The following is a 21,985-nucleotide window of genomic DNA, read 5'->3' on the forward strand; positions in this document are numbered from 1 at the left end:
TCGTGTCAGGCGCCGCGCCCGGTGATCGCGCGGATCCGCGCGACGACGCGGGGGTTGCGCGCCCCGAAGCTCAGCGCGGTGAGCCGGCGGAGCGACACGGTCGCGCGGTGGACGAGCAGGCCCGTCGCCTCGGCGATGTCGGAGACGGCGTGCCACCGGGCACGGAGCGATGCCGGGTCGATCTCGGTGGCGGCCGCCATCCGGATCAGCTCGACGAGCCCCTCGCCGCCACGCCAGGAGGTGCTCTGGTTCTCGAAGCGGCGCAGGATGCGGTCGATCGCCGAGGCACGGTGGTTCGCGACGGCGTGCGACCAGCGCACGTCCTGCGACACCGGGTCGACGAGGATCCAGCGGGGGGCGTTCGCGTTGAGCGCCGAGAGCTGTGCGAACGTCGTCAGGGTGCCGAGGGCGATCGCGACGTCGAAGATCTGCCGCGGGCGACCGCCCACGGCGATGGCGGCCCCGGGGAAGGCCTGCCGCGCGGTCCGGATCTGCGACTTCGCGACGATGACCGTCACGACCACGTCGTCCGGAGCGGCTTCGAGGGTGTTGAGGACTCGAGCGACGACTTCGTTCGTCAGGTCCGCCGGCACGTGCAGTGCGACGCGGACCACGTCGTCGTCGGGCAGGAACGCGTCGGCGAACACGTCGACGGCGTCGCGGTAGCGAGCGAGGAACAGGGCGACGGCGCCGGCGTAGAACGGGTACCGCTCGAGCAGGATGCGCTCGTGCTCCAGCCGGAGCGACGGGCCGCGGTCACCGCTGAAGCTCGTCGAGCCGGTGTGCAGGACGAGCGCGCGGTTCGCCAGGACCGACGTGAAACCGTGCTCGTTGATGCGCAGGCAGAAGTCGTTCTCCTCGCCGTAGCCGGGGGAGAACACCTCGTCGAACAGGCCGAAGCGGTCGACCATCTCGCGCCGGATCAGGAAGCAGAACCCCATCGCCACCGGCGACACGGTCGAGCGTGGGAGCAGGTACTTCGTGCGGCCGTGCAGCTCGCGCGTCCGGCGCGGCGGCAGCGTCGCACGCGGGTTGCGCCGGGCGTACGGGAACGACGCGATGGTCGCGTTGTCGCTCCGCGCACACACGACGCCGATCGCGTCGTCGGACGCCAGCACCGCGGTCATCTCGTCGAGGAACCCGGGCATCGGCACCGTGTCGCTGTTGAGCAGCAGGACGTCGTTGCCGGTCCGGTCGAGTTCGAGCACGGCGCGGTTGCAGTTGCCGACGAACCCGAGGTTGCGCGGGTTGCGGGTGTACTCGAAACCGGCGTGCTCGCCGACGAGCTCGAGGACGCGGGCTTCGATCGTGTCGACGTGGGGCCCGACGTCGTTGGCCAGCAGGACCCGGTCGACCGAGAAGTCGACGGTCTCCAGCAGCGCCTGGATGCAGCGCTCGAGGCCCGGGAGGTCGTCGTAGATCGGGACGACGATCGTCACCGGACGTCGGTCGCGGCTCATCGTCGCGCCAGCTTCCGTGCGACCACACCCGGTCGGGCGAGCAGTCGGCCGACCGTTCCGGAGCGGGCGCGCACCCGGTTCGCGAGCAGGCCGAGCGCGGCGCGCGCACTCGTGGCACCGAGCGACGCGTACGCGCCCGGGAGCTCGAACCAGTACCGCGCGGCCTGGGGGAGGCGGTAGCCCTCGGTGCCGACCAGCGCGACGAGGCGTGCGATCGCTGCCGCGTTGTCGTGGCCTGCGCCCGTGACCGAGGCGAGCCGGTCCGGAGCAGCCGCACCGTGCCTCCTGGCCGTGTCCGGGTCGGCCGCGTACGACGCGAGCGCGTCCGCGAGGGCCGAGACGTCGTCGGCGTCCACGAGCACGCCGGTGACACCGTCGTCGACCAGCTCCGCGCTCCCGCCCTGGCGGGTCGCGACGACCGCCTTGCCCAGGGTCATGTACTCGGCCGTCGTGCGGCCGAAGGCCTCGATCGTCGACGGCGTGATGCAGGCGTCCGCCGCCTGGATGAACGGAGCGGGCGTGTGCTGCTCGCCCGCGAACACGACACGGTCGGCGACGCCGAGCGCGCGGGCGCGCTCGGTCAGGCGCTGGTCCTCGCCGGGGTGCTTCCAGCTGCCGACGAAGCAGACGCTCGCGGCGACGCCACGCTCGTGCAGCGCGCCGAGGGCGTCCACGACCCGGTGCTGCCCCTTCGACTCCTCGACACGGCCGAGGACCGTGATCCGGAGGCCGGGCTCGGCCTGCGGGAACGGTGCGACCGCCGGCTCGTCGTCCTTCGTGGCCAGGAGCCGCTCGGTGTCGACCGTCGGGTACGCGACGGAGAGCTTGTCGGCGGGGATGTACTGCGCCAGGTGCTCGCGCATCGCCTCGGAGTTGGTGACGACGGCGCCGGACAGCAGGCCGATGTCGCCGAGGACACCCGCGCGCCCGGTCTGGAACTGCAGCCCGTGGTCGAGGTCGCCGTACTCACGGACGAACCACGCCTGCGGGATCCCGAGGACCGCGGCGGCGAACGACGCCCACGGTGCGACGAGGGTGTTCGTGACCACCAGGTCCGGGCGCTGCCGCTCGTACAGACGGATGATCGCGTTCACCGCGGCGTAGTCGACGGTGGCGAACGCAGCACGTTCCGCCGCCGGAGCCGGCTGCGGGCTCGGCAGCGCCCACCCGCGGAACCGCAGGGCGTCGTAGGACCAGCCGCGGTCGTCGAGCGCCTCGATGAACTTGCCCTTCGGGGCCTTCGTGACGAAGGTCGGGGTCATCGTCGGGTCGATCGCCAGCCAGTCCTCGACGAACCGGAGGAGGGACCGCTCCGCGCCGCCGAGGTTGACGGGCGCCGTCGAGTGGTTGGCGAAGCTGACGATCACCCACCAACTCTACTGAGATTTTGCGGAGTGTTCGTGCTCCGGCCACCCGCCGCGGGCAGAAGTCACCGCGTCGAACATGCGTTGTGCAACCTTTGTGCGAGAATGTCTCGTCCCCGAATCCCTGTGAGGAGCGCTCCGTTGCGCCCCGGAGGAGCCTGCACCCGAAGCATGACGTACCTGAACGAGCTCATGTCGTCGCGCGAGCTGCTGGCGAACCTCACTGCGCGCGAGGTCAAGGGCAAGTACCGCCGCACGGTCTTCGGGCAGCTGTGGTCCCTGATCAACCCGCTCGCGACGATGCTGATCTACACGATCGTGTACTCGTTCATCTTCCGGGCGCGTCTCGAGGTCGGTGACCCCAGCGGACTGAACATCTACCCGCTGTGGCTGATGTGCGGCCTGCTGCCGTGGATCTTCGCGCGCAACGTCATCAACTCGGGCATGACCTCGATCGTGGCCAACGGCTCGCTGATCAAGAAGGTCTACTTCCCGCGGATGACGCTGCCGCTCGCGGCCGTCGGGTCGTTCGGCTTCACCTGGCTCGTCGAGATGGGTGTGCTGTTGATCGCCCTCGCGATCGCGGGGTCGAACTTCTGGATCTACCTTCCGTTGATCGCGTTGACGATGGTGTTCCTCGCCATGTTCGCCGCCGGTCTCGGACTGATCCTGTCGATCATCAACGTGCACTTCCGCGACATGCAGCACCTCGTCGGCATCGGCCTGCAGATGTGGATGTACCTGTCGCCGATCATCTACCCGCTCTCGCTCGTCGAGGACGCCGCGAACAAGGCCGGACACCCGTGGATCATCCACGTCTACAAGCTCAACCCGATCGAGCGGTTCTCCGAGGTCTTCCGGAACCTCATGTACGACAACCGTCTCCCGAACTGGACCGACCTGGTCGCGTGCGCCCTCGCAGGATGCGTGTCGCTCGCACTCGGCTACTTCGTGTTCTCCCGCAACGAGAAGAAACTGGCTGAACTGCTGTGACCGATGCTGCCGTCTCTGTCGAACACATCTCCAAGCGGTTCCGCATGTACCACGAGCGGAACGACTCGCTGAAGAGCATGGTCATGCGTGGCAAGAAGTCCGTGCACGAGGACTTCTGGGCGCTCAAGGACGTGTCGTTCGAGGTGCCGCACGGGTCGACGTTCGGACTCATCGGCAAGAACGGGTCCGGCAAGTCCACGCTGCTGAAGTGCCTGGCCAAGATCCTCTGGCCCGAAGAGGGCTCGATCACCGCCCGCGGCAAGCAGGCGTCGCTGCTCGAGGTCGGTTCCGGGTTCCACCCCGAGCTCTCCGGTCGCGAGAACGTCTTCCTGAACGGCTCGATCCTCGGGATGAGCCGCAAGGAGGTGGCGCGGAAGTTCGACGACATCGTGTCCTTCTCCGGTGTCGGCAACTTCATCGACCAGCCGGTGAAGAACTACTCGTCGGGCATGTACGTCCGCCTCGGGTTCTCGGTCGCCGTCGCCGTCACCCCGGACATCCTCGTCGTGGACGAGGTGCTGGCCGTGGGCGACGCGACGTTCCGCAAGCGGTGCCAGACGAAGTTCAAGGAGATGAAGGACGAGGGCCGCACCGTCATCCTCGTCTCCCACTCGATGGGAACCGTCAAGGACATGTGCGATCAGGTCGCCTGGCTCAACGAAGGCGAGCTCAAGATGATCGGTCCGACGAAGAAGGTCGTGTCGGCCTACGAGGCCACCGTCTGACCCCGCGCTGCCCCTAAGGTTGATCCGTGCAAACGGATGTTGAGGAGCTGTCGGCGTACTCGGACGAGCGGGGCAACCGGATCGAGTACAGCGGCCCGAAGCGGGGCAACGTGAAGATCACGTTCCGCGGCTCGAACAACGTCATCAGGGTCCACGAACGTGCTCGCCTCGGGCGGATCGTGCTGAGCATGGACTGCGACAACGGCGTGTTCGAGATCGCTGAGAACCACGGCGCTCCGGCGTTCGTCGCGAACATCCGGATCGGCCAGGACTCGTCCGTGCTCGTCGGGGCGAACTCCTCGACGACCGCGAACTGCGTCATCTCGGCAACCGAGGGGACGACCGTGCGGATCGGCGATGACGTCATGATCGCCTCGCACGTGCAGATCCGGGCGGACGACGCGCACCCGATCTTCGACGTGCGCACGGGCAAGCGGGTCAACGTCTCGAAGTCGATCGAGATCGGTGACCACGTGTGGCTCGCCCTCGGGGTGACGGTCCTCGGCGGGACCACGATCGGACGGGGATCGGTCATCGGCACCGGGTCGATCGTCACCAACCAGGTCCCGAACAACTGCATAGCCGTCGGGACCCCGGCCAAGGTCGTCCGACGGGACGTCGCCTGGGAGCGACCGCACCTGTCGCTGAAGGAACCCTTCTACAAGCCGGACGCGTCGACCGTCGAGCGTTCGCCGTTCTGGGAGCTGACGGACCCCGACGACTGAGCGTCGGCGATCGGCTCCGCCTGAGGCTCGTCCGCCCGCGGTCCCCCCGTCAGCCACTCCATCATCTGGATCACGCGCTCGGAGTTGCGGCCATCGCGTGTGACGAACGTCCGCCGTGCACGCTCCCGGAACGTCGCCGACGGACGGAAGTCGGCCTCGGCGATCCGCTCGATCGCACGTTCGACCTCCTGCACGGAGCCGGTGACCTCGCCGAACCCGGCGTCGTCGTAGTCGAAGTAGCCGCGACGACCGCTGTGCGATCCGCCGAAGAACTCGCGGAGGTCGAAGTGGAAGTACACGACGGGGACGTCGATGAAGGCGGCGTCGAACGCCAGCGACGAGAAGTCGGTCACGAAGGCAGCGCTCCGCGCGAGGACGTCCTGTACACCGTCCACGGCGAAGTCGAGGATCTCCACGTCGTCGGGCAGGTTGAAGTCCGTCAGGTACGGGCGGAGGAGCGGGTGCGGCATGAGTGCGAGGCGCTTGCCGGTCCGCTTCGCCAACGCGCGGAGCTCTGGCGACGACATCAGCGCCGTGTACTCCTTCGCGAAACGGCTCTCCATGAACCGGTCGTCACGCTCCCAGGCGCCGGAACCCGCGACCTGCGCGCCGACGAGGTAGTGGCGCCACGTCGGCATCACGAGGATGAGATCGCGCTCGGCTTCGTGCTTCGACCGGCTCTTCTCGAGCAGGGCATCGAAGCGCGGCAAGCCGGTGAGGACGACCTCGTGCTCGGAGAAGATCCACTGGCCGTGGCCCGCGATCGCGTCCCGCTCCTGCGGCGTCGAGACCACGAAGAGGTCCGGTCGCTTCGAGTTGAGCCACCGCGACAGGTCGTAGTTGATCACGCCGTGCTGGAGGAACGTGAAGTGGAAGCGAGGATGGCCGAACTTCGACACCGGCAGGGGCTTCGTGACGAAGTCCGCGATGTGCGACGAGGCGACGTGTTCAGCGTGGAGCATGAGCTGCACCCACTCGAGCGAGCGGAACGCGACCATCCGGAACCCCTCGCGCTGCAGGCGGTCCCAGTCCCTGGAGTCGCGGTTCAGCACGAAGAAGGCGTTGATGTCCGGACGGTGCCGTCGCACGTACCGGTACGCGTGCTCCGCGTTGTCGTTCGCATCCGTGTCCCGGTCGATGAACACCCACGCGCCTTCGAACTTGTCGCGGGCTCGCCGCGAGCGGGCGAGTGCCGGCGCGACGGCGTTCCGGATGGCGGTCTTCCGCAGGGAGTTCCTGGTGCTGATCGCGCGCTCGCGCACGGCCCGCCAGACGTGTTGTTTGTTCGTCAGCTCCACCTCGTTCGGATCGACCACCCTTCGACGCTGCGCGAGGATCTGGGGTTCGAGCTGACGTCTGGTCAGCGTTGCGTAGTGGTTCGGCACCTCACCCCGCGCGAAGACGACCTGCTGATCGTCGACGTGCATCTCGGTGACGAAGCCGCGAGGGATCCACAGGACACGTCGGCGGACCAAGGGGCGCCCGTAGAAGACGAAGTCCTGGACGGTCTCGAACTCGGGGGTGACCTCGTGACCGTCGACCGTGATCCGTTCGACGGGGATGTCGCGGGTGAACCAGTACTGCAGCTGGACGAGCTGATGGGATTCGTCGACCTGGGCAAGGTTGACGGTGCTCGGACGATCGGCATCGGTCCGGTACCCCACGAGCATCGCGCGGCGGACGGCGAACTCGACCGGGAGGAGGTCGAAGGAGCGAACGGCCTCGGAGCCGACTCTGTCGAGGACTGCTGCCGCCAGTTCGTGGAACTCGTCGAAGGCGTCGACCGGAGCAAGCGCAGAGGGGGAGCGGATCGCACGTTCGCGCCGGAAGTACCCGACGAGGTCGTAGAGGACCGTGTTGGCGACCCAACGATCGACCGCCCCCATCGCCGAAGCCTCCTCGAGGAGCCCGAGGTGACCGTGTCGGAGTACGTCGGTGTACTTCCTGCGGTCGTCGTGGCTCGTCTGCATGGTGGAGCTGCCGTCACCGCGCTGCCGGTACCGGTACTTCGCAGAGGCCATCAGGCCGATCTTGTGCAGGTGGTTCCGCAGCAGGTAACGGGCCACGAAGTGCGCGTCCTCGAACGTCGGGCGGACCCGCTCGTCGAACTCGAGCCCGGATGCCTCGATGAGATCGCGACGCATGAACGCCGCGTTCACCCCGGTCTGCACGATCGGGTCCAAGCGCATGTCGACGATGCGCGAGCCCTTCTCGAAACGCTTGCGCGACGGGTGGCCGTCGGTCACGTTGCCGTCGTCGTCCAGGAGGAGCAGGTGGGCGGCGAGGAGGGCCACCTCGTCGGAGGCGTGCAGGTCGATGAACTTGGCGACCTCTTCGAAGTAGCGCTCGTCCAGCTCGTCGTCCGCGTCGACGAAGGTGACCCACTGTCCGGTGGACTGCGCCAGTCCCACGTTCCTCGCGCTGGCGATCCAGGCGTTGCTCTGGTGGATCACGGTCACGTCGGAGCCGGCGGACCGACTCCACTCGTCCAGGAGCGAGCTCGTCGAGTCCGTCGAACCGTCGTCCACGAACACGAACTGCAGCAGGTCCCGGTCCACTGTCTGTCGTTCGAACGAGCGGAGGAGTGTGGGCAGGTACCGTTCGACGTCGTACGCAGCGACGACGACGGAGATGAGTGGTGTTGTCCGGGTCCCTGAGGCCATGGGGTGGATCAGCTTCCTGTCTTCGTGTGGCACGTGCTGCGATAGTTTAGGGCGGAAGTCGAGGGCTGCTCGTCGCGGACCCTGCAACTCGAACGTGTTGAACTCCTGGAGAACAGACCTGTGACCGGACCCCTCCCCGTGCTGTCGGTCGTCGTGCCGGTGGGAACAGTCGACAACCGGTTCGACCTCGCGCTCGAGGCGCTGCGGTCGCAGACTCACATGCAGCTCGAGATCATCCTGGTGCTCGACGGGCTCGACCTCGCGGCGCGGACCACCGTTCACGGCGTTGCGGCCCGTGACCCTCGGGTGGTCGTGGTCGAGAACGACGAGCGGCTCGGCGCGGGCAATGCGCGCAACGTCGGGCTGCGCGCGGCGACCGGCGAGTACGTCGCGTTCGCGGACGCCGACGATGTCGTGCCGACGGACGCGTACCGGCGACTGCTCGCCGCCTTCGCTCAGGCCGCCCCCGACGTGGTGAGCGGACGGGCAGAGCAGTTCACCTCGGACGGCCGGGAGACGACCTACTGGACGGTCGACGACGCACTCTGGGCCACGGGTGGACGCGGTCTCCGCCTGTCGGACACTCCAGTCCTCGCGTTCGACCACACGCCGTGGAACAAGGTCTTCAAGCGGACGTGGTTGCTCGACACCGGCGTCGAGTTCGCCACACGCACCACGTGCGAAGACGTCTCGTGGTGGGCGCAGCTCGTGGTGCGCGCGACGGTCGACGTCGTTCCGGAGGTCGTCTACCGCCATCGTCGACACGACGCTTCGGTGACGGCGGGCATCGGTCGTGGTGACGACCTGAGCGACTGGGTCGTGCAGACCAGAGCAGCCGTCGAGACGTACGAAGCGCACGGTGCACGTGAAGCCTGCGCTGCACTGGGCAGGCGGTTGATCCGCCGAGAAGCCTGGACACGGGTCCGGGCGATCGATGCGCTCAGCCCATCGGATGCACAGGTGCTCGCTGACTTCGTGGCCTGGATCGGATCGTGGGCAGAGCCGACCGAGTTCGAGCAGCTCAGCGCGTTCCCCGGGACCGCGTACGCGCTGCTCCGGCAGCGCGAGACCCACCTCGTCGCTGCTTTCGTCAGGGCGTTCGACCAACCCGCGGACGACGCCGTCGAGCGATGGCGCCGCCTTGCCCCCGAAGTCGGCCGCGCGATCGCATCCGGTGGCGACTTGGCTGCCGACCTCTGGCGTGAGCGCATGTTCCGGCCGGTCCTCGACGCGGCGCAGCGGCGTGAGGTGCTCCCGATCCGCCCTGAGAGCGTCGTGGAGTTCTGGGAGGCGTTTGTGGGTGGCGGGTTGGACGACAACGAACAGCGGGTCCTCTCGGCTCTGCGCGACGGAGCAGTGGAGGATGTCGCGTTCCTGCGTCGGAACCGGCGTGTCCACCCAGTCGCCGATCGCCGCCTCGGCGCACTCAGGATCAGCTTCGAGGGCCTCGAGGGCTCCGCACAGGGGCGCATCCTCCGCGATCGCGACGGGGTGACCACGGTCGTCCACCAGGGAATGCTGTCCTCCGACACGGTCGTCGCGTCGTCCGCCCGCCCCGGTGACCTGTGGTCCGTCGAGTTCGCGTTGAGCGGTGGTCGACGGCACCGTGTCGAGGTCGCAGCGGCCCCGTCGGGGATCACCCGGGTCAGGAACGCCATCCGAGCGCGGAGTGGGCGACTCCGTTGACGGTCCAGCTCTCCGTCGTCATGCCGGTGCACGACGTCGCTCCGTGGATCGAGGAGCAACTCGACTGCGTCCTGCGTCAGGACGTCGATCTCGAGGTCATCGTCATCGACGACCGGTCGAGCGACGACACCTTCGCGCTGGTGGAGCGAGTCGCATTGCGTGACGAGCGGGTGCGACTCCACCGGTCCGGATCAGCGGGCGGCGGCGCCGCTCGCAACCAGGGGCTCGACCTCGCGCAGGGCGACTACCTGGTGTTCGCCGATGGGGACGATCTCGTGCCCGACGGTGCGTACCGATGCCTCGTCGAGGCGGCTGAATCGAGCAACGCGGCGATCGCGGTGGGCCGGCACCTCAAGTTCAGCTCGGGGGCAACGTGGGAACCGATGGCGTCGTGGTACGACGTTCACGACGGCGGCGTCACGGATCTCGAGTCCACGCCGAGACTCGTGGCCAACCGGGCGTGCTGGAACCGTGTGTTCCGGACCGACTTCCTGCGTGCGGAGGGGATCCGGTTTCCCGACGTGGCACGCTCGAACGACATCGTCCCGATGGTCCGCGCCTACGTCGCGGCGGACCGGATCGCTGTCGTGTCTGAGGTCGTCTACCTCTACCGGGAACGGCCGGGGACGTCCTCCATGACCGCACGAGCGTCGAGCGTCGACGGCGTGACCAGCTACCTCGGACAGGAGATGGAGGTGGCGTCGCTGCTCGCGGACGCCGCTCCGAACGTCCGCCGTGCCCATGCCGAAGTCGTCCTCGGCGCCGACGGGTACGTCCACCTCGATCGGTTCCTCCGCGGGCAGCCGACCGCGCACGAGCTGGACGCGGTCATCGACGTGGTGCGTCGCTTGTTGCGGGTCATCCCAGGGGACGATCGCGAGGCGGTCCGCGCGGAACGTCGAGCACTTTGGTTCCTGTTGGCGAACGGAGCGGCGGACGTCGCCGTGCGGTTCGCTTCGGCGATGCACGAGGGCCAGGACGACCACGCCGTTCCACTGCCGATCGTTCGTGGCTGGTCGGAGGTGATCCGCACGGTCGTCGAACTCGGTCAGGAGGCCGAGTTCGCGCTCGATCGCGAGAAGCTCGTGAACGACGGGCCGCTGGTCCTCCTGGCCAACCGTGCCGAACACACTGACGTGATGGTCCTCGACTCCGCCGTGACGGACCTCGTCGGTCTGGTTGCCGGCGTCGAGGGCCGTTCGGAGGTCCTCCGGGCGGTGTCCGGAGCCGTGCGTGCGCTTGACCCGGTGGGCGTGAAACTCGTGTCGGGAGCACGCCACCTGGCGCCCCTCGTCGTGGACCGAGCAGATCCCGGAGTCGGACTGCTGACGTTGGCTGGGCCGTTGGGGGCGACGGTGCCCGACGGAGCCTCCCTCGAGTTGGCGCTCACCGGCCCTGACGGAGACGAGATCCTGCTCGGACTCGACCACGACGACGCTCGGTGGTGGCTCCGCGTCGAGGACGACGACGTGCACGCGGGTCGGCACCACACGGCGTTCCGGATCGCGTTCCGCGACCAACGCCTCGAGTTCACAGTGGTGACCGCGCGGATGCCGTTGCCGCCCGTCGCGGAGGACGTGCGGCTCCAGCCCCTGGCTGATCGAAGTGACGGCTGGCGTTTCCTCATCGACCGACGTGCGCCGAACCCGTCAGTCGCGCGACGCCTCCTACGAGCGGCGCGAGCCACTCTCGGCAGGTGACCGACAGGCGATCGATCAGCTCAGGAGCCGACGCTCGCGAGGGCCGCGGCGGCACGGGTCCCGACCACCGTGTCGTCGAGGACCATGCGGTCGAGATCGGCCATGAAGTCCTGGAAGAAGGGACGACCGAAGTGCCAAGGGGAGATGCCGTAGGGGTGGTCTCCGTCTGAGTGGTACGAGCGATCCCGGTTGTCGATCGTCCGGAGATCGTGTCGGGCCGTGATCGAGCGGTACAGCGAGTCGTAGCGGTCGTTCTCCCGGAGGAGGCGGCGGTAGAGGTCGTCCCGCTTCTGATCCCCGCGGTACTTCACGAAGTTGAGGTCGCCGGTGCTCGTCCGGTAGTAGGAGCTGTACCGGAAGCAGTTCAGGACGAGGGTCGTCTGCGGGAGCGTTCGTCGTTGCCACTCGACCAGGTCGTCGACAGCAGCTTCGACGAGCGGCACGTACTCCGCACTCGCGTTCGCCATGTGCAGTGTTGTGAAGCCCTCGCCTGCGGCGAAGTAGTCGGTCTTGCGGAAGCTGTTCGGGTTGTTCGTGATGGTCGCGTCCCCGATGCGCGCAAGCCCGTACCGTACGTCGGAGTACAGGTCGAAGAGCAGGTAATCGGGAGCGAACGCCTCGAGGTCCGCCCGATCGGTCTTCGCGATGTCGCGCGCCATGGTTCGGGCGCCGTGCTCGTTGACCTTCGCCCCGGGCTCGATGGACTCCGCGACGTCACCGGCGACCGGCTTCGACAGGAAGCTCACGAGACCCGTCTGCCAAGCGAGCGGGCCGAGGTCGTAGACGTCCTTGTACTGCGGGTTGTTCCGCGTGATGAAGGCCTCTCGCGTGACGCACGAGCCGATGATCCCGACCTTGATCCGTGACACCTTGTTCTCCGTCCAGTCGAGCGAGGCGCACGACGAGGATCGATTATGCCTCAGGATCGGACCCGACCCGCTCCGGCAGGCTCGAGATCGCGCTGAGGAGTGCGTCGTAGCGTCTGGAGACGGCGAACGGGGCGAGCCTGGCGCTGAAGTCGTGCGCTGCTCCTCGAGCTGGCAACGGCTGGGACAGGACGTGCGCGAGTGCAGCGGGGTTGCCCGGCTCGAACCAACGAACCCACGGCTCGTGCCCGAAGTCACCCCGCAGGTGCGGTTCGTCGGGGAGCACGGTCGGCACGTCGAACGTCGCGGCGAGGTGGAGACTCCCGGAGTTGAGGATCCGCCGGTACGGAAGCACCGAGACGTCAGCCGCGTCGAACCACGACTTGACGTCCGCGTCGTCCACGTAGCCGTGGTGTCGGACCGTCCGCAGGCCGGGCGGCACCAACCGATCGATGGTCGCAACGTCCTCCGCAGATGTCTTGCCCGCGAGCAACAAGACGAAACGTTCCGGTCGTTCAGCCTGTTGCAGGGCCTCGATCAGTACGTCGACGCCCTTGTACGGGCGGACCTGACCGAAGAAGAGGACCGCGAGATCGTCCTCACCGAGACCGAATCGTGCTCGTGCATCCGCTCGTGAGCCGACGCCGTCGTAGACGCCCCGGTAGCTCGGGTGTGGGATGTGCGAGACGGATCGCCCGGAGAGGTCGTAGTACGGAGCGACCACGTCGCTCGTGTTCGAGTTCATCACGTGGACCACATCGGCCGTCGAAGCCAGGTACCGGTTGAGCGTGATCTCCAGGTCGTCGTGTCGCACGTCGTGGGGGAGCGTGTTGTGGACGGTCCAGACGACCTTCGCTCCACGCCTTCGTGCCGTGTCCACGGCTGCTCGGAAACGATCGAGTCGCTCGGCCGCCTCGTCCGCCCCGTCGGCCCGTTGCACGATCGGCGCAGTCCAGTGGACGTGCACCACGTCGCCGGAGCCGAGGGGCTCGAGATCCCGCTCGAAGCGCTCGAGCCTCGCCGACTCGACCACGTCCCACCCCGAGGCGCGTGGCGCCAGGAGCATGAGGTTCACGTAGGGGTTGTCGCGGTAGACGGGGAAGACCGCGAGTCGCGGGGGACGCCCGTCGTCCCGAGGGCGCGAGCGCTCTGTTGCTGCCACAGAGCGATCCTACGAGGGCTGCGTGTCGGCCTCGGACACGTCGTCGGCGAATGATCGTGGAGGATGGACGTGTGCGTGTGGTTCGAGCCCTCTTGGTCGTGGTGATCGTGATCGCGGCCTTCGCGGTGTCGGCACGGGCCCTCGACGGCCCTCAGCCGCAGGCCGTCGGGACGGCGGTGTCCGCTCCGGTCCGGCTCGCGGTGGTCGGTGACTCGCTCAGTGCCGGAGCATCCCGGTACCTCGGCAACGGTCTCGACGACGGGACGTGGATCACGTCCGCGGTGGGCGACGACATCGAGTTCGTGGGCGGTTGGGCCCGCTCTGGGGCGACGCCCGATCAGATGGCCCGGCACGTGCAACCGGTTCCGGACGTCGACGTCCTGGTGATCCTCGCGGGAACGAACGCAGTTCGCCTGCACCGGACCCTTGCCGAGGAAGCTGACGCCTACCGCGACGTCGTGCGTTCCATCCGCCCGCACTCCGTACTCATCGCGGCGCTCCCGCCGTACGACTGGCAGCCCGATGCCGCTGCGGCGTACAACCGAGCGCTGCGCGAGCTGGCGGTCTCGGAGGGGTGGCTCTGGGGTGACCCGTGGAAGTTCGCACGCGACGGGTCCACCTGGGTCGACGGGGTCAGTGCGGACGGCACGCACCCGGCGGGGCCCGACCAGTACCGTCGGCTCGGTGACGCGATGCGTGAACTCATCCTGCGCGCGCACGACGACGAGGCGATCACGCTCGCCGCAGAGTGATCGCGCGACGGTCTCCACTGTCCGTGGACGGCGCAGAGGCACTGCGGTGGATAGCATCGTCGGATGTTCAGAGCTCGTGCCAAGATCACCCCGGATTCATCGATGACCTTCGCCGTGTCGGGAGACTCCGTGACGGCCAGACCGGACTCGTGGCGGGATCAGCTCGGAGACCGCCGTCTCCGGTTGGTGGGCGGCTTCGCAGAAGACGGCGCGACATCGGAACGGGCTTTCGGGCAGGTCCGTCGATCGTTGGCCGACGTCCTCGTGGTGATGCTCGGGATGAACGACGTCCGCGAGAGCGTCCCGTTCGAGGAGATGACGGCGAACATCGAGAAGATCGTCCGGTTCGCCGAGTGCCAGACCGCACTCTTGTGTCTGGTTCCCCCGAGCAACCACAGCGACGGGCCGGTGAACCAGCGAGCGAACGGCGTCGTGGCCAACCGGCACCTCTTCGACCTCGGCGCGCGGCGAGGGTGGGTCGTCGCGGACCCCTTCGCCTTCGCCCGAGCATCGAACAACTCGTGGGGTGGGGGGTCGAGTGACGACGGCACACACCCGCTGCCGCACGTCTCCGCTGAGGCAGCAGTTCGCATGCGTTTGTTCATCCGACAGGCGGCCGCGACGTCCGGCCTCAACCAGAAGGCACGAGAGGCACCTGTGCGCGCCGGATGATCCCGCGTGCGCACGATCGGTGACGGATCGAGCGAGGGTGACGGCAGGTGCGGAGCGCACCTGCCGTTCGTGGTCTGCGGCGTCAGTCGAGCGTGGCGACGATGTACTCGGCCTCGTGCAGGACCGAGCAGAACGCCTGGCCCTCGTGGTCGAGCGCATCGCGCTTCAGGATGACTGCACCGCACACCGAGCACTTGGTCGTGAAGGTCGACCGCACGACGTCTGAGATGAGCGACATGCGACCATGCTGCGCGCCGAAGGTGAACAACGGGGAGCGATCGCCTCGGAAGCGGGTGAACGACCCCGAAGAATCCGCCTGGGACGCGACGAAGCCTCGGGTCAGAGCGTCCGGACGACCTGATCGGCACCGGCACCGGCCGGCACCACTGCGGCGAAGTCCCCGTCCGCCACGACCTGCCCCGCCGCGAGCCACACGACGTTCCGCGCGCCCGGCTGCGGCACGAACGACGAGACGTCCGATCCCGCGCCGCCGCTGACCAGCACCGTGACGTCGTCGAGTCCGCTCGACCCCCGGTACCAGGACGTCGGCAGGTCGATCTGCACGGAGTGACCGGCAGCCTCGAGCGAGGTCACCAGCGCGGTGACGTCTGCCACCCGACTCCCGTCGTGCTTCACCGCGACCCGAAGACCGGCAGCACCGGGACCGCCGGCAGCGCCGGCAGGACCAGCGGCCCCGGCGAAGTCCCGGACGACGATCGGCCGCGACGACCGCACCATCACGGCGTGCCCCTTCGGCAGCCCCGGCTCGACACCGAGCCACCGCAGCCCGGCCGCCTCGTAGTGCGCTCCGGCGTCCGCCGCCGGGTACCGCCCACGCCAGCGCTCGTCGAACACCCGCCGGTTGTCCACCCGGGCGTCGTCGCGACCGGGGGTGCGGCTCTCGTGGTGCACGACGACCGACGACGGCACGACGGCGAACGCCGAGCCGTCCGGCGACGCATCGAGGGCCCGCAGGCACAGGTCGACGTCCTCGAGCCCGTTCGCGAACACCGGGTCGAACCCGTGCCAGCGGATCAGGTCGACGGCCCGGAACGCAGCGGCAGCAGCAGTGATCGCCGAGAAGCGGCGACCACCGGCAGCACCCAGCCGTGCGGTCCCGGCACCCGCCAACGCCCGCGAAGCATCGTGCCGCGGGTGGTCGCCGAGGAAGTGCCAGGGCAGCACCTTGTCCCCGCCGAACACCGTGCCCGCTGCCTGCACGACCCCGTCCGGGTACACGAGCAGCGGTTGCGCGCCGAGCACGGACGGGTCGTCCAGCGCGGAGACCAGCGGCCGCAGCCACCCGGTCGTGACCTCGGTGTCGTTGTTGAGCATGACGACGGTGCCGCCGGTGGAGCGGGCCAGGCCGAGGTCGCTGCCCAGTCCGAAGTTCCGGTTGCGGTCCTCGCGCTGCAGCAGGACTCGCGGCTCGTCGCCGAACCAGGCGCCGAGCACGGCCGAGACCGAGCGCGGTGAGCCGTTGTCGACCAGGACCACCTCGACCCGGTCGCCCTCGTGGTCGGCGGCGTGCAGCACGGCGTCCACGGCGCGCCGGGTCATTGTCCAGTCGCGGAACACCGGCACGACGACGGAGACGAGTCCGGCGTCGCGCGCCGGTGCTGCCTCGGCAAGGGCGTCCCAGTCGATGCGGTGGCGGGCGAGCGCGACCTCCTGCCACGACGCGGGCTGTGCGGAGGAGACGCGTCGGGGGTCGCGGACGTTGTCGTAGTCGACGCCGATCACGGGCACGTACGCGGGCACGCCGGAGCGCTTCCCGATGCGCAGCAGCCACTCCCAGTCGATCCAGCGGCGCAGGGTCTCGTCGAACGGCCCGACGGCAGCGGCGACGTCACGACGGACGACGAGCGCGTTCAGGTCGATGAAGTTGCCGGCGAGCAGGTCGTCGAGCGTGCCGTCCTCGCCGCGGTACGTCTCGGCGGGGGCGGTGGAGTCGTCGGCGTTGTTCGCGCCGATCATCCGGACGCCGGTGTGCACGCCGGGGCCGTCCGTCTCGAGCAGCCCGGCGAGTGCGGCGGACAGGTGCTCGGGTCGCCAGGTGTTGTCGGCGTCGAGGAACGCGACGAAGTCGCCGCGCACCGCCGCGAGTCCGGTGTTGCGCGCGGCTCCCGCCCCGCCGTTCTCCCGCTCGACCAGGCGGACGCGCGGCTCGTCGGCGGCGATCCGACGCACGACCTCGGCGGTCTCGTCGCCGGACCCGTCGTCGACGACGAGGAGCTCCCAGTTCGCGTGCCGCTGCGCGCGCACCGAGGCGATCGCCGCACCGACCACGTCGGCGCGTCGGTACACGGGCATCACGATCGACACGAGCGGTTGCTCCGCGTCGCGTCGCGCGACACCGCGCGGGTACCGGCCGAGCGCCTCGGCGACGTCGGGCCCGTCCCACGTGGCCCGGTAGCGGCGCCGGGTCCGGTGCTGCGCGTCGGCGAAGGCGCGGGCAGCGGAGACGGCTGCGTCGCGTGCGGCGCCCCAGGTCGGTGCGTGGCCACGGCGGCCGGGAGGCACGGGGAGCGTGGTCGCGTCGGTCGCGTTCCGCAGGAAGTCGCGGAGCGCATCGAGCGTGGACGCCGGGCGGTCGGCTTCCGGCACCGAGGCGGCGTACACGCCGGCGTCGAAGAGCGGTCCGGTCTGGAAGAGCTCCGGGCCCTCCTGGTGCAGGGCGTCGTACCAGGACATCGCCGGGACGGGCTGGTGCTCGCGCATCCACTCGTGCTCGATCAGCGGGTGCAGCGAGAGCCCTCGCTGCCCGTCGTTGTGCACGTAGAACGCGATGGCGTCGGCGTCGCTGTCGAACGTCCGTCCGGTCTGGGCCTCGAAGTACGCGCGGTCGAGCACACCGAACTCGGCGATCCGCCGGGCCCAGCGGTCGAGCCGGTCCGTGACGGTCAACGGCTTCTCGGGGCCACGGAACGGGCGCGCCAGGCGTCGCGCGACGCGGCCGAGGCCCTTCGCCTCGGCCATCAGCGGCGACCCGGCAGCCGTGCGGCGACCTTGGCGATCGCCTGGCCGGTGCGGAACGAGCGGCTCGCGCGCAGGTCGTCGAGCTCGCGGCGGAGCCGGGTGACCTCGTCGGAGGCGTTCCCCACCGCGACCTCGGCGGCGGTGAGGTCGAGGGGGAGGAGCGCTGCCCATCGGCTCTCGAGGGCCTCGGAGCGCGACGCGAGCGGCGCGGTCAGGCGACGGTCGAGTTGCTCGCGCGCCGCGACGAGTCCGCCGCGGGTCGTGGCGACGACGTGCGGGTCCAGCAGCACGGCGACCTGGTCCGCTCCGGCTCGGTGCGCGGGTGATGACCACGGCAGGGCGGTCGGTGCGGACCGCACGACCACGAGCTCCAGCGACCGTCGGTTGGCGGCGACGACCTCGGCGGGTGTGGGGTCCACGAGGACCGTGACGGTGACGAGGTCGTCCGGGATCGGGGCGTCGGAGGTGACCGTCCACTCACCGGGGGCCGACGTGCCGGGGGCGAGCCGGGCCTCCAGGTCGAAGCCGTCCGCGAAGGCCGCGTCGATCTCGCGGACCAGACCACCGGCGTCCTCGACGTGCCGCAGGTCGACGGCGAGGCGGGGCGGGGGACCCGCGGGGACCAGCGCGTCGGCGAAGCGTTCCGTCGCCGTCGAGCCGTGCCGCTGGTAGGCGGCGACGGCGTCCGGCAGGAACGGGTAGCGGTGCTCGAGTTCGCGCTGGTGCGCAGCGCGGAGGGCGTTGCGGTTGCCGGAGAAGCTCTTGCCACCGGCGTGCAGGACCAGCGCGCGGTTGGCGATCCGCGACGTCCAGCCGTGCTCGGCGAGGCGCAGGCAGTAGTCGTTCTCCTCGCCGTACCCGGGGGCGAACGCGTCGTCGAACAACCCGTGCTCGGTGATCAGCTCGCGGCGGGTGAGGAAGCAGAAGCCCATCGCGACGGGCAAGACCTGCGAGACCGGCAGCAGCGGGGCGACCGCGCCCCAGACGGCCCGCGTGCGCTCCTCGGTGCGTGCGGCACCCCGGTTGGTCAGTCGGTACGGGATGCTCGCGATCGTGGCGTTGTCGCTCCGTGCCGTGACGACGCCGGTGCGGTCCTCGTCGAGCACGTCGAGCATGGCGTCCAGGAACCCCGCGGTGGGTACGGCGTCGCTGTTGAGCAGCAGGACGGCCTCTCCTGTGGTGCCGGTGCCGGTGCCGGTGCCGGTGCCGGTGTCGCCGGTGCCGCGGTCGAGCTCGAGGACGGCACGGTTGCACGTGCCGACGAACCCGAGGTTGCCGTCGTTGCGCTCGTACCGGAACCCCGGCCGGCCGTCGATCCGCTCGAGCAGGGCGCGTTCGATCGCGTCGGCGTCGGGGCCGCAGTCGTTGACGAGCAGCACCCGGTGCACCAACGTGTCGAGGTGCTCGACGAGTCCGTCCACGCAGCGCAGCAGGGACTCGAGGTCTCCGTAGACGGGGACGACGACGAGGGTGGTGCGGGTCATCGGGTGGACTCCTCGTGGTCGTGCTGGTCGTCGTGGCTGTCGCGACTGTCGTGCTCGAGCGCGTTCGCGAGTGCGTCGACGGCCGCGTCGAGCGGACCGCCGAGCGCGTGCTCGGCGAGCGGGGCGAAGCCGGTGGGGCCCTCGGCCGCGGCGCGGCGGACGGCGTCGGCGACGGCCAGGCCGAGCGACCGGGCGTCGGCGGGCACGGCCGTCAGGTTGGGGTGCAGGTGCGCACGGGTGCCGCGGAACTCGTTCGTGACCACGCGGGCGCCGGAGATCGCACCGTCGAACGGCGGGTGGCTCGGGTGCGGACTGTGCTGCAGCGAGAGGACGACGTTGGTCGAGGCGATGAAGCGGAAGTAGTCGTCCCAGGGCATCGTGCCGTGGCTCACGAGCTTGACGTCGCCCCTGCCGCCGTCGAGCTCGACGTCGCCGTGCTGCTCGCCGGCCGAGTGGAACTCCACCCGGATCCCGTCGGCCGCGAGCTCCTGCACCGCGACGCGCAGGGCGGCGACACCGAGCCGGAACAGGTTGCGGTGCTTGCTCGGGCGGCCGTAGAACAGCACCCGGACCACGTCCTCGTGCCGTCGGGCCGTGGCGACGCGTTCGAGCAGCTCCACGTCCAGGTGCGGTGCGAAGGTCCGCTCCGCCGGCACGTCCAGGTCCTCGACGTCGGCCAGGTACTTCCGCAGGGGCTCCGAGTTGACGAGCACCCGGAAGCCGGCGCGGTAGGTCGAGGCGGCGACGGCGTACTCGGTCGACCACGGGCTGAAGCCGGGCTCGTAGTCCTGCACCAGGTACACCACCCGGTCGCGCGGGACGACCCCGGCGGTCACGGCGACGTCGATCGGGTGCGCGGTCTTCCAGTGCGTGGCGATCCAGACGTCGTCGCGGCCGAACTCGGTGTCCAGGACGTCCTCGCGTCGGACCACGCGGACCCCCGGGCGGCCGTCGACCCGCGACTCCGGGAACCGGTCCGCCACGAGCGCCTCGGCCGCGGCCGCACTGTTGCCGGGCGTGGTCCAGCGGACCATGACGACCCGGACCGACCGGCCCAGGCGTGCACCGAGCGCGATCGCGACGGCCAGCGCCGTCTGCACCCCGGCGAACGCCGCGCCCTCGCGGAGCTCGTCGACGACGAGCACCACCTCGGGCTCCCGGCCGACCGTCCGGATGCCCGCCAGGGCGAGGCTCGTCTCGACCAGCCCCTCGAACGGTCGGGCAGCCAGTGGTGCGCGGTCACGCTCGCGCCGGGCCACGCCGACGTCCACGCGGGACACCGTGCGCCCGAGTCGTTCGCGGACGTCGTTGCGGTAGTGGCCGTCCCGCGCGTACCGCTCGTTCACCCGGACGAGGTCGCTGACGAGGCGCCGTGTCTTCTCGAAGTTCATCGACCCTCACGTTACTGGGCGTGGGGGAGCACCTCGGTAGGCTTGTCCCCTGATGATGCAGCGAATCGACCTCCGTGGCGGCCTGCCCGCCCGTGCCGAACTCCTCCGACTCATGCCGCGCGCCGTGGGTGACGTCTCGCACGCGGTCGACGCCGCCCGCGAGCTGGTCGAGGACGTCCGACACCGTGGAGCGGACGCACTGCACGACCAGGCCGAACGCTTCGACGGCGGCGCCCCGGCGAACGTCCGGGTGCCGGTCGCCGAGATCGCGGCAGCCGTCGCCGGGCTGACCCCCGAACTGCGGGATGCGCTCGACGAAGCCATCCGCCGCGTCCGAGCCGCCAGCGCCGCACAGGTGCCGGCCGGCTCCGTCACCACGCTCGCCGACGGCGCCGAGGTGCACCAGCGCTGGCAGCCGATGCGCCGCGTCGGCCTCTACGTGCCCGGCGGCAAGGCCGTCTACCCGTCGAGCGTCGTCATGAACGTCGTGCCCGCACAGGTCGCCGGGGTCCGGTCGATCGCGCTCGTGTCCCCGCCGCAGCGCGACCACGGCGGTGCGGTCCACCCGACGATCCTGGCCGCGGCCGGACTGCTCGGCATCGACGAGGTCTACGCGATGGGCGGCGCCGGCGCAATTGGCGCGCTGGCGTACGGCGTCCCCGCGATCGACCTCGAGCCCGTCGACCTGGTCACCGGTCCTGGCAACAACTACGTCGCCGCCGCGAAGCGCCTGGTGCGCGGTGTCGTCGGCATCGACGCCGAGGCCGGCGCGACCGAGATCCTCGTGATCGCCGACGAGACCGCCGACCCCGGGTTCGTCGCCGCCGACCTCATCAGCCAGGCCGAGCACGACGAGCAGGCCGGGAGTGTGCTGGTGACGACGTCGGCGACGTTCGCCGATGCAGTCGAAGCCGCCATCCCGGAACGCACGGCGGTGCTCGGGACGGCTGCGCGCCTCCAGACCGCCCTGGACGGACCGCAGTCCGCGATCGTGCTGGTGGACTCCCTCGCCGACGCCGCGACCGTGAGCAACGCGTACGGGCCGGAGCACCTCGAGATCCAGACGGCCGACGACGACGCGGTGCTCGCCGACATCGACGCCGCCGGAGCGGTGTTCGTCGGGCCGAGCACGCCCGTCAGCCTGGGGGACTACCTGGCCGGGTCGAACCACGTGCTGCCCACCGGCGGCCAGGCGCGCTTCGGTTCCGGGCTGTCCGCGTCGACGTTCCTGCGTCCGCAGCAGGTCATCCGGTACTCGGCGTCCGCGCTCGACGAGGTCGCCGCGCACATCGTCGCGCTGTCGACCGAGGAGCAGCTCCCCGCGCACGGCGCCGCCGTGTCGGAGCGCACGAACCGATAGCCT

The 21,985-nt window shown here is 69.8% G+C and carries 17 protein-coding genes; 8 read left to right on the plus strand and 9 right to left on the minus strand.

What is annotated here, in order from left to right; genetic code table 11:
* Positions 1 to 5: 5 nt before the first annotated feature.
* The gene (locus EDF47_RS00265; protein WP_131878984.1) at positions 6 to 1,460 is read right to left on the minus strand and encodes a glycosyltransferase family 2 protein; all 1,455 of its coding nucleotides are present in this window, start codon (positions 1,458 to 1,460) and stop codon (positions 6 to 8) included.
* Positions 1,457 to 2,827: a glycosyltransferase family 4 protein gene (locus EDF47_RS00270; RefSeq protein ID WP_131878983.1), complete on the minus strand. Its 1,371-nt coding sequence runs from the start codon at positions 2,825 to 2,827 to the stop codon at positions 1,457 to 1,459. The genes EDF47_RS00265 and EDF47_RS00270 overlap by 4 nt, the downstream gene beginning before the upstream one ends.
* 168 nt (positions 2,828 to 2,995) lie before the next feature.
* Between EDF47_RS00270 and EDF47_RS00275 the strand changes: the two genes are divergently transcribed.
* From EDF47_RS00275 to EDF47_RS00285, 3 genes are read left to right on the plus strand one after another with little or no spacing between them, the layout of a single operon-like run.
* Positions 2,996 to 3,817 (plus strand): ABC transporter permease, encoded by an 822-nt coding sequence (locus EDF47_RS00275; protein WP_111103526.1) that lies wholly within the window; start codon positions 2,996 to 2,998, stop codon positions 3,815 to 3,817.
* Positions 3,814 to 4,542: an ABC transporter ATP-binding protein gene (locus EDF47_RS00280; RefSeq protein WP_222660739.1), complete on the plus strand. Its 729-nt coding sequence runs from the start codon at positions 3,814 to 3,816 to the stop codon at positions 4,540 to 4,542. The genes EDF47_RS00275 and EDF47_RS00280 overlap by 4 nt, the downstream gene beginning before the upstream one ends.
* A gap of 26 nt (positions 4,543 to 4,568) precedes the next feature.
* The gene (locus EDF47_RS00285; protein WP_243698055.1) at positions 4,569 to 5,267 is read left to right on the plus strand and encodes an acyltransferase; all 699 of its coding nucleotides are present in this window, start codon (positions 4,569 to 4,571) and stop codon (positions 5,265 to 5,267) included.
* Here the strand turns inward: EDF47_RS00285 and EDF47_RS00290 are convergent.
* Positions 5,201 to 7,930, minus strand: a complete 2,730-nt coding sequence (locus EDF47_RS00290; protein ID WP_131878982.1) for a CDP-glycerol glycerophosphotransferase family protein — start codon at positions 7,928 to 7,930, stop codon at positions 5,201 to 5,203. The two genes, EDF47_RS00285 and EDF47_RS00290, sit on opposite strands and share 67 nt — an antisense overlap.
* A gap of 120 nt (positions 7,931 to 8,050) precedes the next feature.
* On the opposite strand from EDF47_RS00290, the gene EDF47_RS00295 reads away from it, so the two are divergent.
* Both EDF47_RS00295 and EDF47_RS00300 read left to right on the plus strand, forming a co-directional pair.
* Positions 8,051 to 9,616, plus strand: coding sequence for a glycosyltransferase family 2 protein (locus EDF47_RS00295; RefSeq protein WP_131878981.1), 1,566 nt, complete (start codon positions 8,051 to 8,053; stop codon positions 9,614 to 9,616).
* Entirely contained in the window at positions 9,613 to 11,316 is a 1,704-nt protein-coding gene (locus EDF47_RS00300; RefSeq protein WP_131878980.1) for a glycosyltransferase family A protein, read from the plus strand. Before EDF47_RS00295 ends, EDF47_RS00300 begins: the two co-directional genes overlap by 4 nt.
* Positions 11,317 to 11,336: 20 nt before the next feature.
* Here the strand turns inward: EDF47_RS00300 and EDF47_RS00305 are convergent, their stop codons facing one another.
* Together EDF47_RS00305 and EDF47_RS00310 are read right to left on the minus strand one after the other, a co-directional pair.
* A complete protein-coding gene (locus tag EDF47_RS00305) occupies positions 11,337 to 12,185 on the minus strand; it encodes a DUF6270 domain-containing protein (protein WP_131878979.1) in 849 nt (282 codons plus the stop codon).
* Between the two features lie 43 nt (positions 12,186 to 12,228).
* Positions 12,229 to 13,344 (minus strand): glycosyltransferase, encoded by a 1,116-nt coding sequence (locus EDF47_RS00310; RefSeq protein ID WP_131878978.1) that lies wholly within the window; start codon positions 13,342 to 13,344, stop codon positions 12,229 to 12,231.
* A 71-nt stretch (positions 13,345 to 13,415) separates the two neighbouring features.
* Here EDF47_RS00310 and EDF47_RS00315 point away from each other — a divergent pair, with 71 nt between their 5' ends.
* Together EDF47_RS00315 and EDF47_RS00320 are read left to right on the plus strand one after the other, a co-directional pair.
* Positions 13,416 to 14,096 (plus strand): SGNH/GDSL hydrolase family protein, encoded by a 681-nt coding sequence (locus tag EDF47_RS00315; RefSeq protein WP_166673161.1) that lies wholly within the window; start codon positions 13,416 to 13,418, stop codon positions 14,094 to 14,096.
* A 102-nt stretch (positions 14,097 to 14,198) separates the two neighbouring features.
* A complete protein-coding gene (locus tag EDF47_RS00320) occupies positions 14,199 to 14,768 on the plus strand; it encodes an SGNH/GDSL hydrolase family protein (RefSeq protein ID WP_243698061.1) in 570 nt (189 codons plus the stop codon).
* An 82-nt stretch (positions 14,769 to 14,850) separates the two neighbouring features.
* On the opposite strand, the gene EDF47_RS19680 is transcribed toward EDF47_RS00320, so the two are convergent.
* From EDF47_RS19680 to EDF47_RS00335, 4 genes are all read right to left on the minus strand, one after another.
* Positions 14,851 to 15,006 carry a hypothetical protein gene (locus EDF47_RS19680; RefSeq protein ID WP_165900991.1) on the minus strand — a complete coding sequence of 52 codons (156 nt, stop codon included), beginning with the start codon at positions 15,004 to 15,006 and terminating at the stop codon, positions 14,851 to 14,853.
* Between the two features lie 101 nt (positions 15,007 to 15,107).
* Entirely contained in the window at positions 15,108 to 17,747 is a 2,640-nt protein-coding gene (locus tag EDF47_RS00325) for a glycosyltransferase (RefSeq protein ID WP_131878972.1), read from the minus strand.
* Positions 17,747 to 19,231, minus strand: coding sequence for a glycosyltransferase family 2 protein (locus EDF47_RS00330; protein ID WP_131878970.1), 1,485 nt, complete (start codon positions 19,229 to 19,231; stop codon positions 17,747 to 17,749). Before EDF47_RS00330 ends, EDF47_RS00325 begins: the two co-directional genes overlap by 1 nt.
* Entirely contained in the window at positions 19,228 to 20,622 is a 1,395-nt protein-coding gene (locus tag EDF47_RS00335; protein ID WP_133938201.1) for a hypothetical protein, read from the minus strand. The genes EDF47_RS00330 and EDF47_RS00335 overlap by 4 nt, the downstream gene beginning before the upstream one ends.
* A 52-nt stretch (positions 20,623 to 20,674) precedes the next feature.
* Here EDF47_RS00335 and hisD point away from each other — a divergent pair, with 52 nt between their 5' ends.
* Complete coding sequence (gene hisD, locus EDF47_RS00340; protein WP_131878966.1) at positions 20,675 to 21,982, plus strand: histidinol dehydrogenase; 1,308 nt, start codon at positions 20,675 to 20,677, stop codon at positions 21,980 to 21,982.
* Positions 21,983 to 21,985 lie beyond the last annotated feature (3 nt).

This window comes from Curtobacterium sp. PhB190, from assembly GCF_004365385.1.
Taxonomy (GTDB): Bacteria; Actinomycetota; Actinomycetes; order Actinomycetales; family Microbacteriaceae; genus Curtobacterium.

Excerpts from the sequence above, each read along its gene's own strand:
- EDF47_RS00265 (WP_131878984.1), bottom strand. The coding sequence starts at position 1,460 with ATGAGCCGCGACCGACGTCCGGTGACGATCGTCGTCCCGATCTACGAC.
- EDF47_RS00275 (WP_111103526.1), top strand. The coding sequence starts at position 2,996 with ATGACGTACCTGAACGAGCTCATGTCGTCGCGCGAGCTGCTGGCGAAC.
- EDF47_RS00290 (WP_131878982.1), bottom strand. The coding sequence starts at position 7,930 with ATGGCCTCAGGGACCCGGACAACACCACTCATCTCCGTCGTCGTCGCT.
- EDF47_RS00320 (WP_243698061.1), top strand. The coding sequence starts at position 14,199 with ATGACCTTCGCCGTGTCGGGAGACTCCGTGACGGCCAGACCGGACTCG.
- EDF47_RS19680 (WP_165900991.1), bottom strand. The coding sequence starts at position 15,006 with ATGTCGCTCATCTCAGACGTCGTGCGGTCGACCTTCACGACCAAGTGC.
- EDF47_RS00325 (WP_131878972.1), bottom strand. The coding sequence starts at position 17,747 with ATGGCCGAGGCGAAGGGCCTCGGCCGCGTCGCGCGACGCCTGGCGCGC.
- EDF47_RS00330 (WP_131878970.1), bottom strand. The coding sequence starts at position 19,231 with ATGACCCGCACCACCCTCGTCGTCGTCCCCGTCTACGGAGACCTCGAG.
- EDF47_RS00335 (WP_133938201.1), bottom strand. The coding sequence starts at position 20,622 with ATGAACTTCGAGAAGACACGGCGCCTCGTCAGCGACCTCGTCCGGGTG.
- hisD (WP_131878966.1), top strand. The coding sequence starts at position 20,675 with ATGATGCAGCGAATCGACCTCCGTGGCGGCCTGCCCGCCCGTGCCGAA.